At 72.3% G+C, this 15,657-nt stretch carries 13 protein-coding genes; 8 read left to right on the forward strand and 5 right to left on the reverse strand.

What is annotated here, in order from left to right; all coding sequences use genetic code 11:
* Window positions 1-85: 85 nt before the first annotated feature.
* Entirely contained in the window at window positions 86-1,096 is a 1,011-nt protein-coding gene (locus tag RIN46_RS01245; protein ID WP_309080605.1) for a LacI family DNA-binding transcriptional regulator, read from the forward strand.
* Window positions 1,097-1,113: 17 nt separating this feature from the next.
* Here the strand turns inward: RIN46_RS01245 and RIN46_RS01250 are convergent, their stop codons facing one another.
* The gene (locus RIN46_RS01250; protein WP_309080604.1) at window positions 1,114-2,283 is read right to left on the reverse strand and encodes an MFS transporter; all 1,170 of its coding nucleotides are present in this window, start codon (window positions 2,281-2,283) and stop codon (window positions 1,114-1,116) included.
* Between the two features lie 187 nt (window positions 2,284-2,470).
* On the opposite strand from RIN46_RS01250, the gene RIN46_RS01255 reads away from it, so the two are divergent.
* The 3 genes from RIN46_RS01255 (at window position 2,471) to RIN46_RS01265 (ending at window position 5,341) form a co-directional block, all read left to right on the forward strand.
* On the forward strand, window positions 2,471-2,782 hold the full coding sequence (locus tag RIN46_RS01255) for an antibiotic biosynthesis monooxygenase (RefSeq protein WP_309080603.1): 312 nt from the start codon (window positions 2,471-2,473) through the stop codon (window positions 2,780-2,782).
* Between the two features lie 32 nt (window positions 2,783-2,814).
* Entirely contained in the window at window positions 2,815-3,030 is a 216-nt protein-coding gene (locus tag RIN46_RS01260; RefSeq protein ID WP_309080602.1) for a PLDc N-terminal domain-containing protein, read from the forward strand.
* Window positions 3,031-3,370: 340 nt separating this feature from the next.
* Entirely contained in the window at window positions 3,371-5,341 is a 1,971-nt protein-coding gene (locus RIN46_RS01265) for an FAD-binding monooxygenase (RefSeq protein WP_309080601.1), read from the forward strand.
* 122 nt (window positions 5,342-5,463) lie between these two features.
* Here RIN46_RS01265 and RIN46_RS01270 read toward each other — a convergent pair whose 3' ends face one another.
* Entirely contained in the window at window positions 5,464-6,354 is an 891-nt protein-coding gene (locus RIN46_RS01270) for a hypothetical protein (protein ID WP_309080836.1), read from the reverse strand.
* 189 nt (window positions 6,355-6,543) lie between these two features.
* On the opposite strand from RIN46_RS01270, the gene RIN46_RS01275 reads away from it, so the two are divergent.
* Together RIN46_RS01275 and RIN46_RS01280 are read left to right on the forward strand one after the other, a co-directional pair.
* Window positions 6,544-6,972 carry a MarR family transcriptional regulator gene (locus tag RIN46_RS01275; RefSeq protein ID WP_309080600.1) on the forward strand — a complete coding sequence of 143 codons (429 nt, stop codon included), beginning with the start codon at window positions 6,544-6,546 and terminating at the stop codon, window positions 6,970-6,972.
* 100 nt (window positions 6,973-7,072) lie between these two features.
* Window positions 7,073-8,305, forward strand: a complete 1,233-nt coding sequence (locus tag RIN46_RS01280; RefSeq protein ID WP_309080599.1) for an MFS transporter — start codon at window positions 7,073-7,075, stop codon at window positions 8,303-8,305.
* Between the two features lie 54 nt (window positions 8,306-8,359).
* On the opposite strand, the gene RIN46_RS01285 is transcribed toward RIN46_RS01280, so the two are convergent.
* Window positions 8,360-10,057 (reverse strand): PucR family transcriptional regulator ligand-binding domain-containing protein, encoded by a 1,698-nt coding sequence (locus RIN46_RS01285; protein ID WP_309080598.1) that lies wholly within the window; start codon window positions 10,055-10,057, stop codon window positions 8,360-8,362.
* Between the two features lie 120 nt (window positions 10,058-10,177).
* Between RIN46_RS01285 and RIN46_RS01290 the strand changes: the two genes are divergently transcribed.
* Window positions 10,178-11,683 carry a CoA-acylating methylmalonate-semialdehyde dehydrogenase gene (locus RIN46_RS01290; protein ID WP_309080597.1) on the forward strand — a complete coding sequence of 502 codons (1,506 nt, stop codon included), beginning with the start codon at window positions 10,178-10,180 and terminating at the stop codon, window positions 11,681-11,683.
* A gap of 11 nt (window positions 11,684-11,694) precedes the next feature.
* Window positions 11,695-13,071 carry an aspartate aminotransferase family protein gene (locus RIN46_RS01295; RefSeq protein WP_309080596.1) on the forward strand — a complete coding sequence of 459 codons (1,377 nt, stop codon included), beginning with the start codon at window positions 11,695-11,697 and terminating at the stop codon, window positions 13,069-13,071.
* A 116-nt stretch (window positions 13,072-13,187) separates the two neighbouring features.
* Here the strand turns inward: RIN46_RS01295 and RIN46_RS01300 are convergent, their stop codons facing one another.
* Complete coding sequence (locus RIN46_RS01300; protein ID WP_309080595.1) at window positions 13,188-14,051, reverse strand: HAD family hydrolase; 864 nt, start codon at window positions 14,049-14,051, stop codon at window positions 13,188-13,190.
* A 96-nt stretch (window positions 14,052-14,147) separates the two neighbouring features.
* Window positions 14,148-15,629 (reverse strand): helix-turn-helix domain-containing protein, encoded by a 1,482-nt coding sequence (locus RIN46_RS01305; protein WP_309080594.1) that lies wholly within the window; start codon window positions 15,627-15,629, stop codon window positions 14,148-14,150.
* Window positions 15,630-15,657 lie beyond the last annotated feature (28 nt).

Here is a 15,657-nt window from a genome sequence, read left to right on the forward strand (position 1 = left end):
TGCCCCTTTGAATCGTTTCAGAAATACGATTCAAATGTAGGATGGGGCGGACATCCTGTCAAGTGCGTCACACGGAGGAGTACCCATGAGAGCCGCCAGCGTCAAGGACGTCGCCGACCGCGCCGGGGTCTCGGTGGGCACCGTCTCCAACGTGCTGAACAATCCGGACCGCGTCGCCTCCGCCACGCGCGAGCGCGTCCAGGCCGCGATCGCCGAGCTGGGGTTCGTCCGGAACGACGCCGCCCGCCAGCTCCGCGCCGGCCAGAGCCGGACCATCGGGCTGGTGCTCCTGGACGCCGCCAACCCGTTCTACGCCGCGCTGGCCGCCGGCGCCGAGGACGAGGCGGCGCAGCACAACTCCACCGTGCTGCTCGCCAGCAGCCAGGGCGATCCCCGCCGCGAGGAGCGCTACATCGACCTGTTCGAGGAGCAGCGCGTCCAGGGCCTGCTGATCAGCCCGGTGGGGGATCCCTCCGCCCGCCTGGCCCAGCTCGTGGGCCGGGGCGTCCCCACGGTCCTCGTCGACCGCGACGCCGAGGCGGAGACGTACGGCTCCGCGTCGGTGGACGACGTCCACGGCGGCCGGCTCGCCGTCGAGCACCTGGTCGCCGGCGGCCGCCGGCGGATCGCGTTCCTGGCCTCGGATCCGGGCCTGCGCCAGGTCGCGGACCGCTTCGCCGGGGCGCGGGCGGCCGCGGAGGCGGCGGGAGCCGAGCTGGAGTTCGTGCGGACCTCCGGCATGACAATCCTCGGCGGGCGGGCCGCGGCGGCCGACCTCCTGCGGCGGGAGACCACGCCGGACGCGATCTTCTGCGCCAACGACCTGCTCGCCACCGGCGTGCTCCAGGCCCTGATCATGGACGGCCGCTACCGGGTGCCGGAGGACGTGGCACTCGTGGGCTACGACGACATCGAGTTCGCCTCCAGCGCGATCGTCCCGCTGACCACCGTCCGCCGGCCGGCCGAGGAGATGGGCCGCACGGCCGTGCGGATGCTCCTGGGCAGGGCCGACGTCGAGCACACCGTGTTCAAGCCGGAGCTCGTGATCCGCGCGAGCACGGCGCGCGAGACCGGCGAGGCGAGCGCAGCCCACTAGGACCGCTCCGCGCAGCCCTACCGCGGGAGCTGCGGAGCGCGCAGCTGCCAGACGAGCGCGACGACGGCGACCGCCGTCAGCACCGACATGGCCACGGGCAGCGAGGCCGCCATGGTCGTGACGCCGATCGCGGGACTGAGCACGATCGTCGTCGCACGCATCGCGAAGCTGACCCACGTCACACCGCTGTGCGGCGGCAGGCCGGGGACCGCGTCGGCCTGCGCGAAGGCCACGGGCACGGTGACCGCGCAGCCGAGGCCCGCCACCACCAGACCGAGCAGCGTCAGCGGGACATTCGGGGCCCAGGCGGCCGCGAGCAGTCCGACGGCGACCGCCGCCAGGGAGATCAGCAGGGCCCGCCGGTCGCCCAGCCGGTCGATCACCCGGTCGCCGAGCAGCCGGCCCACGAACTGCGCGCCGAGCAGGACGCTCACGCCGATCCCCGCCGCACCGGCGGGCAGCCCCCGCTCGCTGGCCAGGAGGACCGCGGACCAGTTCCCGCCGATCTCCTCCACGCTGATGCCGGCCAGCGCCACCAGCGCCAGCGGGATGAGGAACTTCGCGACGCCGCGGCCGCCCAGCGAGGCGGCGGGGGCCTCCTCGGCGACGGCCGCTCGTTCGGGCAGGAAGTTCCGCGCCGCCCACGCCATCGATGCGACGCACACCGCGCCCCACACGGCCAGGTGGGCCACGAGCGGCACGTCGGCGACCGCCATGACCGTGCCGACGCCGCCGCCCACCGCCGCGCCGATGCTCCACCCCGCGTGCATGAAGTTCAGCAGCGAGCGGCCGTACGCCTCCTGCACGCGCAGCCCCTGCGAGTTCTGGCCGACGTCCACGCACGCGTCCCCCACGCCGCAGAGGAACAGCCCCAGGAGGAACAGCCACGGCAGCCCGACGACGACGCCGGTGGCCGCCACGGTCAGGGCGAGGGCGCACCAGAGGGTGCCGAACGCCGTCGTGCGCGGGGTGCCGAAGCGGCGCAGGACGGCCGCCGGCAGGTGGAAGGCGGCGGCGCCGCCGAGCGTCATGCCGACCACGAGCAGGCCGAACACCGCCGGACTGACCCCCATCACGTCCTTGACCTCGGCGTAGCGGGCCAGCATGGAGGCGGGGAGCGCGCCATTGGTCGCGAAGGCCAGCATGGCGGCGACGCGGGCGCGCCGGAGCACGGGATCTGGATGCATGAGGTCGAGTCTTCCGCATTCTCCGCCGGCTGGTGAAAAACAACGACGGCGCGTCGGACTCGGGCGACCAGCGGGTCCGGCCCTGCGCCGAACGCGCGTCCCCCTCGGACGCCGGCCGTACGCTGGGAGCGCCCCGTGCCGCATCGCGGCCCCGCTCCCCCGACCCGCCCGCCGAGGAGAACAACCCATGATCCGCGAGCATGCCCTGCTCCCCGTGCGCGAGGACCTCGAGCTCGAGTTCGAGGCCGCCTTCGAGCACGCCCGCACACTCATCGCCGCCAGCCCCGGCTTCCGCGGCCTGACGCTCTCCCGGTGCATCGAGCGCCCGTCCACCTATCTGCTGCTGGTGGACTGGGACAGCGTCGCCGACCACGAGGAGGGCTTCCGCGGCTCCGCCGGCTACGAGCAGTGGCGGGCGCTGCTGCACCGGTTCTACGAGCCGTTCCCGCGCGTGGAGCACTTCGAGACGGTCGCCGCGGTGGTTGACCCGCATGCGTAGGCTGGGACCGAGTCCATCGAGAGGGGAATGACATGGCGAAGAAGTCGTGGGCCGAGCTGACCCGGCAGCAGAAGTGGCGCCTGGGCGTCCTCGGCGTGGCACAGCTGGCCCTGCAGTTCGTGGTCCTGCGGGACATCGCGGAGCGCCCGGCGGAGGAGGTCAACGGCCCGAAGGCGGGCTGGATCGCCGCGAGCTTCCTCAACTTCGGGGGGCCGCTGGCGTATCTGGCCTTCGGCCGCAGGAACTAGCACCCACCCCCTGGCCCGGGCCCGTCCACTGCGGACGGACCCGGGCTTTTCTGCGTCCCGGGGCCGGCAGCCCGGCGGCAGCGCATCGGCGTCGCACTCCTGCAGGCCCACACCCGCTTCGGCCTGCAGGAGTGCGACGCCGAGCCCCGGGAGCTGCAGAAGTGCGACCTCGAGCCGCGGGACCTGCAGGAGCGCACCCTCGATCTCTCCCGCCCCGGACTATGACCGCAGTCACATGTGCCCTACAGTTGGAGCAGGCGCTTGTTCGACTATCGAACCGGCCGTTCTATTATCGAACACAGGGGATGCAGCGACCCCGTCACGAAGGAGTGAGGAAGCCGTGCAATTCCACCACCAGGGCTATGTCTCCGGCGACCCGCGGGTGCAGCCCGCGGCCGGCGTCGGACTGGACCGCCCGGAGGAGCTCCCGGACCGGGTCGACGTCCTCATCGTGGGGACCGGCCCCGCCGGTATGATCACCGCCGCGCAGCTCTCCCAGTTCCCGGACGTGACCACCCGCATCGTCGAGCGCCGCCCGGGCCGGCTGGCGATCGGCCAGGCGGACGGCATCCAGGCGCGCAGCGTGGAGACGTTCCAGGCCTTCGGCTTCGCCCAGCGCATCACGGAGGAGGCGTACCGGATCACGGAGATGGCCTTCTGGAAGCCGGACCCCGAGGACCCGTCCCGCATCATCCGCACGGCCCGCCCGGAGGACGACCCGGCCGGCATCAGCGAGTTCCCGCACCTGATCGTCAACCAGGCTCGCGTGCTGGACTACTTCGCCGAGTTCATGAGGAACTCCCCTACCCGCATGGAGCCGGACTACGGCTACGAGTTCACGGGCCTGGAGGTCGACGACGACGCCGAGTACCCCGTGACCGTGACCCTCGCCCGGACCGCCGGCGAGGACATCGGCGAGGAGCGCACCGTCCGCGCCAAGTACGTGGTGGGGTCCGACGGCGCCCGCAGCCGGGTGCGCCAGTCGATCGGCTGCTCGCTGGCCGGGGACCAGGCGAACCACGCGTGGGGCGTCATGGACGTCCTCGCGGTGACCGACTTCCCGGACATCCGCCTCAAGTGCGCCATCCAGTCCGGCAGCGGCGGGAGCATCCTCCTCATCCCGCGCGAGGGCGGCCACCTCTTCCGCATGTACGTGGACCTCGGCGAGGTCGACCCCGAGAACCACGGAGCCGTGCGGAGCACCACCATCGACGAGATCATCGCCAAGGCCAACGCGATCCTCAGTCCGTACACCCTCGACGTCCGCAACGTCGCCTGGCACAGCGTCTACGAGGTGGGCCACCGGCTCACCGACCGGTTCGACGACGTCGTGGCGGAGAAGCGCGGCCGGCGGACCCCGCGGGTCTTCATCACCGGCGACGCCTGCCACACGCACAGCGCCAAGGCGGGCCAGGGCATGAACGTCTCCATGCAGGACGGATGGAACATCGGCTGGAAGCTCGGCCATGTGCTGGAGGGGCGCAGCCCGGAGAGCCTGCTGGCCACGTACTCGGCCGAGCGCCAGGTGGTGGCGCAGAACCTGATCGACTTCGACCGGCAGTGGTCCACCCTCATGGCCAAGAAGCCGGAGGAGTTCGAGGACCCCTCGGAGCTCGAGGAGTTCTACGTCCGCACGCAGGAGTTCCCGGCCGGGTTCATGACGCAGTACTCGCCGTCCATGCTGGTCGCCGAGGCGGAGCACCAGGATCTCGCCACCGGCTTCCCGGTGGGCAAGCGCTTCAAATCCGCACCGGTCGTGCGCGTGTGCGACGCCGTCCCCCTGCACCTGGGGCACCACGCCAGGGCGGACGGCCGCTGGAGGATCTACGTCTTCGCCGACCAGGCGGAGGCCGGCGGCGCATCGGACGTCGCGGAGTTCGCCGCGTGGATCGGCGACGCGGCGGACTCGCCGTTCGCGGCCCTGCCCGACGGCGTCGCACCGAACGATTGGTTCGACCTCAAGGTGGTCTACCAGCAGAAGCACAGCGAGGTGGACCTCGGCGCCGTGCCCGCGGAGTTCAAGCCGCCCATGGGCCCCTTCGGGCTCACGGACTACGAGAAGGTCTACGCGGCCGACCCGCGGGAGGACATCTTCGAGGCCCGGGGCATCGCGCGCTCGGGCGCCGTCGTCGTCGTCCGTCCGGATCAGTACGTGGCGCAGATCCTGCCGCTGACGGCGACGGAGGAGCTCGGCCGGTTCTTCGCCGGCGTCCGCGGCACGGCGCAGCCGCCGAGCGATGTGCAGCTCGGGGACGCAGCAGAGCCGATGAGCGGAGCGCAGGCGGTGAGCGGCGCAACGCCGTCGCACTAGCCAGCACGTGAATGGGCGGCCCGGCACGGAGACGTGCCGGGCCGCCCGTTCCTCTCCGAGGCGCCTGCCTCGATCAACGGCCGTCGCCGCCGGGACGCTCGGGAACGCGCCCGCTGGCGCTGCTAGACCTCGAAGTCGCCGAAGCCCCCGCCGTCGCCGCCGAAACCGCCGAAGCCACCGCCCTCGCCGCCGAAGAGGCCGCCCAGCAGCCCGCCGGCCTGGTCCGTCAACCCCTCGCCGGCGGCCGTGATGCCCTCCCCGGCGCCCGCGATGCCTTCTCCGGCGCCGGCGATACCCTCCGTCAGCCCGTCGCCCGCGCCGGAGAGCTCCTCGCCCAGGCCGCTGAAGCCATCCAGGAGCGGGCCGGCGATCGCGGTGCCGATGAAGGCGCCGGCCACGCCGGCCATCAGTCCCGCGCCCAGGCCACCTGCCGCCCCTGCGGCCAGGCCGCCCATCCCGGGACGACGGGAACCACCGCCCTGTGCGCCGCCCCCGCCGAGGAGCTTCTCCATGAAGCCCGGGCGGGAGACCTCGGCCCGGGTGGCAGCCCGCGCCAGGTCGTGCGGCCGGTCGGTACCGGGCCGCTCGGCCGGCGGCAGCTCCTCGGAGAGCTCCGACTGCAGGAGTGCGCGCTGCTGCGGCGTGAGGCGGGCGAAGGCCTCCTCGTGCGCGCGCTCCATCTCCTGCGGCGGCGCCGTCCGCAGCATGTAGCGGTACTTCTCGATCGCCGCCCGGTCCTCGCGGGACATGGCGGCCGCGTCACCGCCCGGGGCGCCCTGCGGCCGCTGGCGACCCGAGTCGGGCCCGCGATTCTCGTACCGTCGGTCACCATGGCCGCCGCGGCCTCGGTCCTCGTAGCCGCGATCGTCGTAGCCGCCGGAGCCATAGCCCGGCTGGCGGTCGGCCTGCCGCCCGCCCGGTCCGCGCTGGCCGTCCCCGCTGCGCTGCTGGAGCTGCTCGCGGACGTAGTCGCCCGCCATCTGCTTTCCCTTGCGGACCAACTTGTCGAACATCGCCACGGTGCGGCCTCCTCGTTCTCGGGTGCGGCACGATTCCCACCGCGCCTCTCCCCGTTAAACTCCCACGCCCGGCCGGGAGTTCCCTCACCGGGCCCCCTGAGTCGGCCATCGAGACGGACGTCCGCCCGCCGTCCACCGCAGAACTAGATAACTTAGTTATATAAGTCTGTTATGCTGTTGCGCGTGTCCAGCACCCCCACCACTGCAGAGCTCATCAGCCGCCTCCTCGGTTCGGCCTACCGCACCACACGCCTGGCGGCCCACCTCTCCCCCGCACTCCGCGGCGACACCAACTACCGCGTCCTCGGACTGCTGCGCCAGTTCGACGGCGTGCGGGTCGGCCAGATCGCGGCGCACGAGCGCATCAGCCAGCCCCGCGCGACGCAGATCGCCGCGGACCTCGAGGCGGCCGGCCTGGTGGAGCGCGGCAGCGACCCCGAGGACCGGCGGGCCTCCCTCCTCCGGATCACCGCAGCGGGCAGTACCGCCCTGGACGAGCGGATGATCCAGCTCGCCGAGCTGCTGGAGCCGCGCTTCCCGGACCTGGACGAGCAGGACCGGGCCGCGATCGCGCGGACCATCGAACTGCTGGAGGCCGCGACCGGCGACTGACCGGCATCCGAGCGGGCGCCGGCGCACCCAGCGGCCCGCCGAGGATCCACCACGACCACGACCACCGACCACCGATCGACCCCGAAGGACCGAACACCGCGTGACCCGAGTCCCCACCGTCCAGCAGAATTCCATCCTCGACCAGCCCCGGGCCGTGTGGGCCCTCGCCTTCGCAGCGGTGATCGCGTTCATGGGCATCGGCCTCATCGGCCCGATCCTGCCCACCGTCACCGTCCAGCTCGGGGCGACGCCCACCCAGACCTCGCTCCTCTTCACCAGCTACCTGGCGATCACGGGGCTGGGCATGTTCTTCACGAGCTGGGTCTCCTCGCGGATCGGTTACCGGACCACGCTGATGCTCGGACTGGCGGTCATCGTCGTCGCGTCCGCCCTCGCCGGGTGCGCCACCTCGATCGAGGCGCTCATCGCCTTCCGCGCCCTCTGGGGCCTGGGCAATGCGCTCTTCATCTCCACGGCCCTGGCCTCGATCATCAGCGCGGCGAACGGCAGCGCCGGCTCGGCCATCATCATCTACGAGGCGGCGCTCGGCCTCGGCATCGCCATGGGCCCGCTGGCCGGCGGCCTGCTGGGGACGATCGGCTGGCAGGCGCCCTTCTTCGGCACCGCGGTGCTGATGCTGATCGCGTTCGGCTCCATCCTCTTCTTCCTGCCCCGGAGCGGATCGCGCCCGGAGCACGCATCGGTCGGGGCGCCCTTCCGCGCCCTGGCGGTGCCGTCGATCCTGACGCTCGCCGTGGCCGCGTTCCTCTACAACATCGGCTTCTTCGTGCTGATGTCCTACACCCCGTACCCGCTGGGCTTCACGTCCCTCGGCATCGGGATGGTCTTCACCGGCTGGGGGCTCGGCGTCGCCCTGACCAGTGTCTTCGGCGCACCGATGCTCACGCGGAGGATCTCGCCGCGGCGCGTGCTATGGGCAATGCTCGCGCTGTTCGCCGCCGCGCTCGCGGTCACCGGCTTGGAGGTCGGGAATACCCCGGCGCTTGTGGCCATGGTGGTGGTCGGCGGCCTGATCATCGGCGTCATCAACACCGTTCTGACCGAGTGCGTGATGGAGGCGAGCGACCTGCCCCGCGCGGTCGCGTCCTCGTCCTACTCCGGCGTCCGCTTCCTGGGCGGTGCCATCGCCCCGCCGGTCGCCGCGGCCCTCGCCGCGGCGTGGACGCCGACGGTCCCGTTCCTCTTCGGCGCCGGCGGGGTGCTCCTGGCCGCCGTGCTGGTCCTGGCGGCCGGCCGGGTGCTCGAGCGCACCGAGGAGCCGTTCCACGAGTCGCCGGCGCAGGAGGCGGAGGCCATCTCGCTGGGCGAGTAGGACAGGACGGCGGCCGCGCCGACCCCTCGGACGATGGACGCCGCAGGCGTCGACTCAGGCCGGCGCAGCGGTCCCGGTCTCGAGGCGGTGCCAGATGAGGGCGACGTGCAGCGCGGCCCGCGACTCGGCGTCGTCGAGCGAGACGCCCAGCTTGTCCTGCAGCCGGGCCAGCCGGTCGTAGAGCGCCGCGCGGCTCAGGTACCCGGTGCGAGCCAGCGCCGACTTGTTCCCGCCGTGCTGGAGATAGAGCTCCAACAGCTCCAGCGACGCGGCGTCGCCGTCCTCCAGCAGCCCGGCGAGTTCCGCCTCCGCGAACGCCCGCACCCGCGCATCCGTCCGCAGCAGGGACAGCAGCCCGCGCAAGCGCAGGTCGGCGAACCGGAAGAACGGGCGCGGCCGGGTCTCCAGGGTCCCGGCGATCTCGGCGACCTGCACGGCCTCGTCCAGGCCCGCGGCCGCTTCCAGCAGCGCCGGGCGGCTGCGCCCCACCCCGACGGTCCAGCCGGCGTCGGACTCATTCTGCCGCCGCCGATCGGCCAGCCGCGCGCAGATCCCCTCCAGCATCTGGTCCTCCAACTGCCGGGCGCCCACCGGGAGCAGCATGCCGATCGAGCCGGCGTCCTTGCCCGCGGCGAGCATGGTGCGATGCGAGCGCCGGACCACCTCCACGAGGTCGTCCATGAGCGCCCGCTCGCGGAGCTGGAGGCTCGTGGGCGCCTCCGCGGGGAGCCGGTCCAGGCGGAACACCACCGGCAGATAGTAGGGGGCGTCCTTGAGCCCGAGCGCCCCGGCACGCGTCCGGGCCGCCGACTCCGTCAGGGTCGCCGAATGCTGCAGCTCGTGGATCAGGCCGGCCTGCGCCTGGTAGAGCAGCTCGCGCTCGTCGCGGCCGGCGATCCGCGCCAGCGTGAGCGCCTGACCGGCGCGCTCGAGCACCTGGACCGCGTCGTCGTCGTCCTCCAGCGGCCCCGGGACCACGAGCCGCCCCCAGCGCCGCCCGGCGAGCCCCACCGGCGTCTGCAGCCAGTCCTCCGTATCGCCGCGGCGCCCGGTCCGCTCGAGGTAGCCCACCAGCCGGGCCCGGCCGGACCAGTCGCGCAGCAGCTCGGCCGAGTCCTCCGCGTGGAACGCCAGGACCCGGTGCGCCACGTCCTCCAGAACCACGGGCGCGCCGAGCAGTCCGGCCGTCCGGTCGACGATCCGCTGCTCGCTGGCGCTCTCGAGCGAGAGCTGCGTGAAGACCTCGTGCACGCGCCGGGCGCGCTCGACGCGGGCGAGCTGCTCCCCGACGAGCATGCGGTGCGCCACCTGGGTGATGCGCACGAACCTCACCTTCCGCGTCAGCAGCACCACGGGGAATGCCCGTCCGACGACGGCGGTGCGCAGGTGCGCGATCGCCTCCGGGGCGGGGCGCGAGTGCTCGTCGACGAGCTCGATCACGGCCCCGGCGGCCCCGGCCGCCTCCAGCTCGTCGAGGAAGCCGGCGGTGGCCTCCGCCGAGTGACGGAACGCCTGACCGGTGGTGAGCACCAGCTCGCCGCCCTCGAGCAGCTCGGCCACGTGCGCCGAGTCGCCGACGTGGACCCAGCGCACGACGGCGTCCAGGCCATCCGCGCCGGCCAGGACCTCGGGGTCCCCGGCGCGGATCTCCTCCTGGTCCAGCACGGCGGCGAGGGTGAGCCCCGAGGCGGGGGCATCCGGTGCAGGGGCTTCCGGGACGGGAGTGCCCGAAGGCGATGCAAGGGTACTCATCGACAGATCGTAGCCCTAGGCGTCCGAATCCCGACAGGTTGTCTCTACCGTCGATGTAACAGAGGTCTCAGGATGGAGGCAGAAGGCGCTCACAGCGCAAGCACCACAGAAGGAACCGGCATGCAGACCATCACCAAGACGCTCGGCCACTGGATCGACGGCGCGGAGTTCGACGCCGAGCAGGGCGGCCGATTCGCCGACGTCACGAACCCCGCCACGGGGCAGGTCACCTCCCGCGTGGCCCTGGCCTCGGCGCAGACCGTGGACCGGGCCGTCACGGCCGCGAAGGCCGCCTTCCCCGGCTGGCGTGACACCTCGCTGGCCAAGCGCACCACCGTCCTGTTCGCGTTCCGCGAGCTGCTCAACGCCCGCAAGGGCGAGCTCGCCGAGATCATCACGGCCGAGCACGGCAAGGTCCTCGACGACGCCCTCGGCGAGATCTCCCGCGGCCAGGAGGTCGTCGAGGTCGCGTGCGGCATCGCCCACCTCCTCAAGGGCGGCCACACGGAGAACGCCTCCACCAAGGTGGACGTCCACTCCGTCCGCCAGCCGCTGGGCGTCTCCGCCATCATCTCCCCGTTCAACTTCCCGGCCATGGTGCCGATGTGGTTCTTCCCGGTCGCGATCGCCGCCGGCAACACCGTCATCCTCAAGCCCAGCGAGAAGGACCCGACGGCCGCCAACTGGATGGCCGAGCTCTGGCGCGAGGCAGGCCTGCCGGACGGCGTGTTCAACGTGGTCCACGGCGACAAGGAGTCCGTGGACGCCCTCCTGGACCACCGCGACGTCGACTCCGTGTCCTTCGTCGGCTCCACCCCGATCGCGCAGTACGTCTACGAGCGCGGCACGGCCTCCGGCAAGCGCGTGCAGGCCCTCGGCGGCGCGAAGAACCACATGCTGGTCCTGCCGGACGCGGATCTGGACCTCGCCGCCGACGCCGCGGTCAACGCGGGCTACGGGGCCGCCGGCGAGCGCTGCATGGCGATCTCCGTCGTCGTCGCGGTGGAGTCCATCGCCGACGAGCTCGTCGCCAAGATCGCCGAGCGCACGCGCACGCTGCGCATCGGCGACGGCACCCGCGGCTGCGACATGGGCCCGCTCGTCACCGCCGCCCACCGCGACAAGGTCGCCTCCTACATCGACGCCGGCGAGGCGGCCGGCGCCGAGCTGGTTCTCGACGGCCGCCAGGTGGACCCGGACGCCGACGGCGAGGGCTTCTTCCTCAACCCGACCCTGTTCGACCGCGTGACCACGGACATGTCCATCTACACGGACGAGATCTTCGGCCCGGTCCTCTCCACGGTCCGCGTCGAGAGCTACGACGAGGGACTGGAGCTGATCAACAACAGCGAGTACGGCAACGGCACGGCGATCTTCACCAACGACGGCGGCGCGGCCCGCCGCTTCGAGAACGAGGTCCAGGTGGGCATGGTCGGCGTCAACGTGCCGATCCCGGTCCCCATGGCCTACTACTCCTTCGGCGGCTGGAAGGCCTCCCTCTTCGGCGACACCCACGCACACGGCGCCGAGGGCGTGCACTTCTTCACCCGCGGCAAGGTCGTCACCAAGCGCTGGCTCGATCCCAGCCACGGCGGACTCAACCTCGGCTTCCCGACCCACTCCTAAGGAAGAGGACCATGACCAAGACCACGACGACGGCGGCCGTCGCCCCGACGTCCGAGCAACTGGACGCCGGACGCCGGGCCTACGAGCTGGATCGCGCCCACGTCTTCCACTCCTGGTCCGCCCAGGAGACCCTGGATCCGATGTCGATCGTCAAGGCGCAGGACGTCTACGTCTGGGACGCCGACGGGAAGCAGTACCTGGACTTCTCCTCGCAGCTGGTCAACACCAACGTGGGGCACCAGCACCCGACGGTCGTCAACGCGATCGTCCGGCAGGCGACGGAGCTGTGCACGGTGGCCCCGCAGCACGCCACCGCGGCGCGCTCGGAGGCGGCGCGGCTGATCGCCGAGCTGACGCCGGGGGACCTGAACCGGGTGTTCTTCACCAACGGCGGCGCCGACGCGAACGAGCACGCCATCCGCATGGCCCGCCTGCACACCGGGCGGAAGAAGGTCCTCTCCGCGTACCGCAGCTATCACGGCGGCACCCACCTGGCGATCAACGTCACCGGCGACCCGCGGCGGGTCCCGAACGACGACGGCGACTCCGGCGTCGTGCACTTCCTACCCGCCTACCCGTACCGCTCCTACTTCTCCTCCACGTCCCCGGAGGAGGAGACGGAGCGGGCGCTGCGGCACCTCGAGGACATCATCGTCCTCGAGGGCGCCGGAAGCATCGCGGCGCTGGTGCTCGAGTCGATCCCCGGAACTGCGGGCATCTACGTTCCGCCGCCCGGGTACATCGAGGGCGTGCGCGCGCTCACGGCCAAGTACGGGATCGTCTACATCGCCGACGAGGTCATGGCCGGCTTCGGCCGCGCCGGCAAGTGGTTCGCCGTCGAGCACTGGGGCGTCACCCCGGACATCATCACCTTCGCCAAGGGCGTCAACTCCGGCTACGTGCCGCTCGGCGGCGTCGCGATGTCGGAGGCGATCTATCAGACGTTCGCGCAGCGGCCCTACCCGGGCGGGCTGACGTACTCCGGCCACCCGCTGGCGTGCGCCGCGGCGGTCGGGGCGATCACGGCGATGCGCGAGGAGTCCATGGTCGAGAACGCCGCACGCCTGGGCGAGGAGGTCTTCGGCCCCGAGCTGCGCGCCATGGCCGAGCGTCATCCCTCGATCGGCGAGGTCCGCGGCGCCGGGTGCTTCTGGGCGATCGAGCTGGTGAAGAACCGGGAGACGAGGGAGCCGATGGCCCCCTACGGCGGCTCGTCACCGGAGATGAACGAGCTCATCGCGGCGCTGAAGGCCGCTGGGCTCCTGCCGTTCGCGAACTTCAACCGCCTCCACGTGGTGCCGCCGCTGAACATCGGCGAGGAGGAGGCGCGGCGCGGTCTGGCGATCATCGACGAGGCGCTGAGCCTGACCGACCAGCACGTCGTCTGACACCCGTCCGCACCGGGAGCGGGGAGGGAGCCGAGCGGCCCCCTCCCCGCTCGCGTGTCCGGTGGGACCGGGTCCGGTGCCGGACGGCAGGTGCACGGAGGTCAGGTGCGGAGGAGTCAGGTGAGCCCGAGCTCGGCGAAGGCGGCCACCAGGCCCTCCTGCCGCGGCGGCGCCGCCGTCCGGTCCGCCAGAGCCAGCAGGCGCTCCGAGGCGCCCTCGATGACGATCCCGACCCCGGCGAACTCGATCATCTCCAGGTCGTTCTCCCCATCGCCCGCGGCGACCGAGTCCTCGCGGGCGATGCCGAGCCGGGCGAGCGCCGCCGCGACGCCGTCGGCCTTGCTGATCCCGCGCTGGTAGAGCTCGCCCGTGTGCCGGCCCTCGTCCGCGATCGAGTTCTCGACGACGGCGATCCCGTCGCCGATCTCCTCGACCAGGCGGGCCATGGGGACGGAGCTGTCCATCACGGACACCTTCGAGAACGGCACCTCGGTGCGCTTGCCCGCCGGCCGCAGGGCGCCCAGGATCGCGGACGCCCCGGCGCCGACGCCGCGGTCGAAGTGCTCCTGGATGATCGCCCGGAAGCGTTCCTCCGCAGCCGGCGGGACGTGGAGGAACTCCTGCGCCTCGAGCACGTAGACGACGTCGTTGGCGTCGAGGACCTCGACCGTCCGGGCCGCCAGATCCGCGGGGAACCGACGGTCCACCAGCACCTCCCCGGCGACCTCGACGTACGCGCCGGCGCTGGCGACGACGCCGTCGAAGCCCGCTCCGAGGAGGTCCGCGGACAGCATGGACGTGGGCCGGCCCGTGCAGAGGAAGACCTTGTGCCCCGCCGCACGGACGGCTCGCACGGCCTGGGCGTGCCCCGGCGGGACCACCCCGTAGTCGGCGTAGGTCCCGTCGACGTCGAGGAAGACCGCCCGGACGGCGCCGCCGCGGCCCGGGCGCGCGGGAGAGCTGTGAGGCTGGGATCGCATGCTGGGATCCTACCGGCGTCGGCTGCGAGGCGGAGCAGCCTGTGGCCGGTCGGGTCGTGCACCTCGAAGGATGCTGGCGCGACGCCGTCGGACCGGTCAGTCGGTGTGCGACTCCAGGAAGCGGTAGACCTCGGTGTCATCCACACCCGGGAACGCCCCGGGCGGCATCGCGGCGAGGAGGTGCTCGTTGGCCCGGGTGGCCGGCCACGCGTGGCCCTCCCACGCGGCGGCGAGCGTCTCCGGCGGGCGCCGGCAGCAGGTCTCGTCGGGGCACCGGGACTTGGAGCGCTCCGTGGTGTCGCGGCCGCGGAACCACTTCGCGTGCTCGAACGGGACCCCCACCGAGAGCGAGAACAGCCCCGCCGAGTGGCGCTCGGTCCGCGCGGTGCACCAGAACGTCCCGTTCACAGTGTCGGTGTACTGGTTGAAGGCCCGGAACTTGTCCGGCACGTCGAAGACCACCCGGCTGGTCCAGTACCGGCAGATCGCTTGCCCCTCGATGGCACCGGTGTGGTCGGCGGGGAAGTTGACGCCGTCGTTCTCGTAGGCCTTGTGGACGATCCCGGACTCGTGCACCTTCTGGAAGTGCGTGGTGATGCCCAGGTGCTCGGTCGCGAGGTTCGTGAACCGGTGCGCCGCCGACTCGTAGGACACCGCGAACGCGTCCCGCAGGTCCTCGATCGCCAGCTCCTTCTGCGCCCTCGCCCGCTGGAGCAGCGCCACGGTCTGCCGCTCCGGCATCAGCAGCGCCGCGGCGAAGTAGTTGGTGTAGACGCGCTGGCGGAGGAACTCGGAGTAGTCCGCCGGCGTCCGGTGCCCCAGCACGTAGTTGCCCAGGGCCTGCAGCAGCACGGACCGCTGGTCGTGCCCGCGGTCGTCCTGGGTCAGGTAGATCCGCTTGTTCTTCAGGTCCGTCACGGAGCGCGTGGAGTGCGGCAGGTCGTTCACGAAGCGCAGGCTGAAGCCCAGATGGTCGGCCAGATCCGCGGTCACGTGCTGGGACAGCGGTCCGTCGCTGTGCCCGACGGCGTCGAGCAGCTCCTGCGCGCCGCGCTCCAGCTCCGGGTAGTAGTTGTTGCACGCGCGCATCTCCGCGCGGAGCTCGGTGTTGGCCCGCCGCGCCTCCTCCGGGGTGGCGGCCTGCTCCTCGAGCCGCCGCGCGAGCTCCCGCTGCAGCCCGACCAGCGACTCCAGTACGTCGATCCCCAGCCGGGAGGAGACCCGGACCGTCGGCAGTCCCAGTGACTGGTACAGCGGTCCGCGCTGGGCCCGCTCCAACTCGATCTCGAGGGCGGCACGGCGGCTGGGCGGGCCGCCGCCGAGCAGGTCGTCGACGCTCGTCCCCACGGCGGAGGCGAGCTGTTTGAGCAGGCTCAGCTTGGGCTCGCGCCGGCCGTTCTCGATCAGGCTCAGCTGGCTGGGCACGACGCCGACCGCCTCGCTCAACCGGTCGAGCGTCAGCCCTGCCTCCTTGCGGGCATGCCGCAGCCGCCGCCCCAGGGCGATCACATCGACGGCGTCGTCCTCCGGTTGATCGCGGGCCGGGGGCGCCTTGCGCGTCCGGTCGGGTGGGGTCATGCGTCGAGCGTACGCCACGCGCCCGCGC

The organism is Zhihengliuella sp. (assembly GCF_031178195.1).
Classification (GTDB): domain Bacteria; phylum Actinomycetota; class Actinomycetes; order Actinomycetales; family Micrococcaceae; genus Zhihengliuella.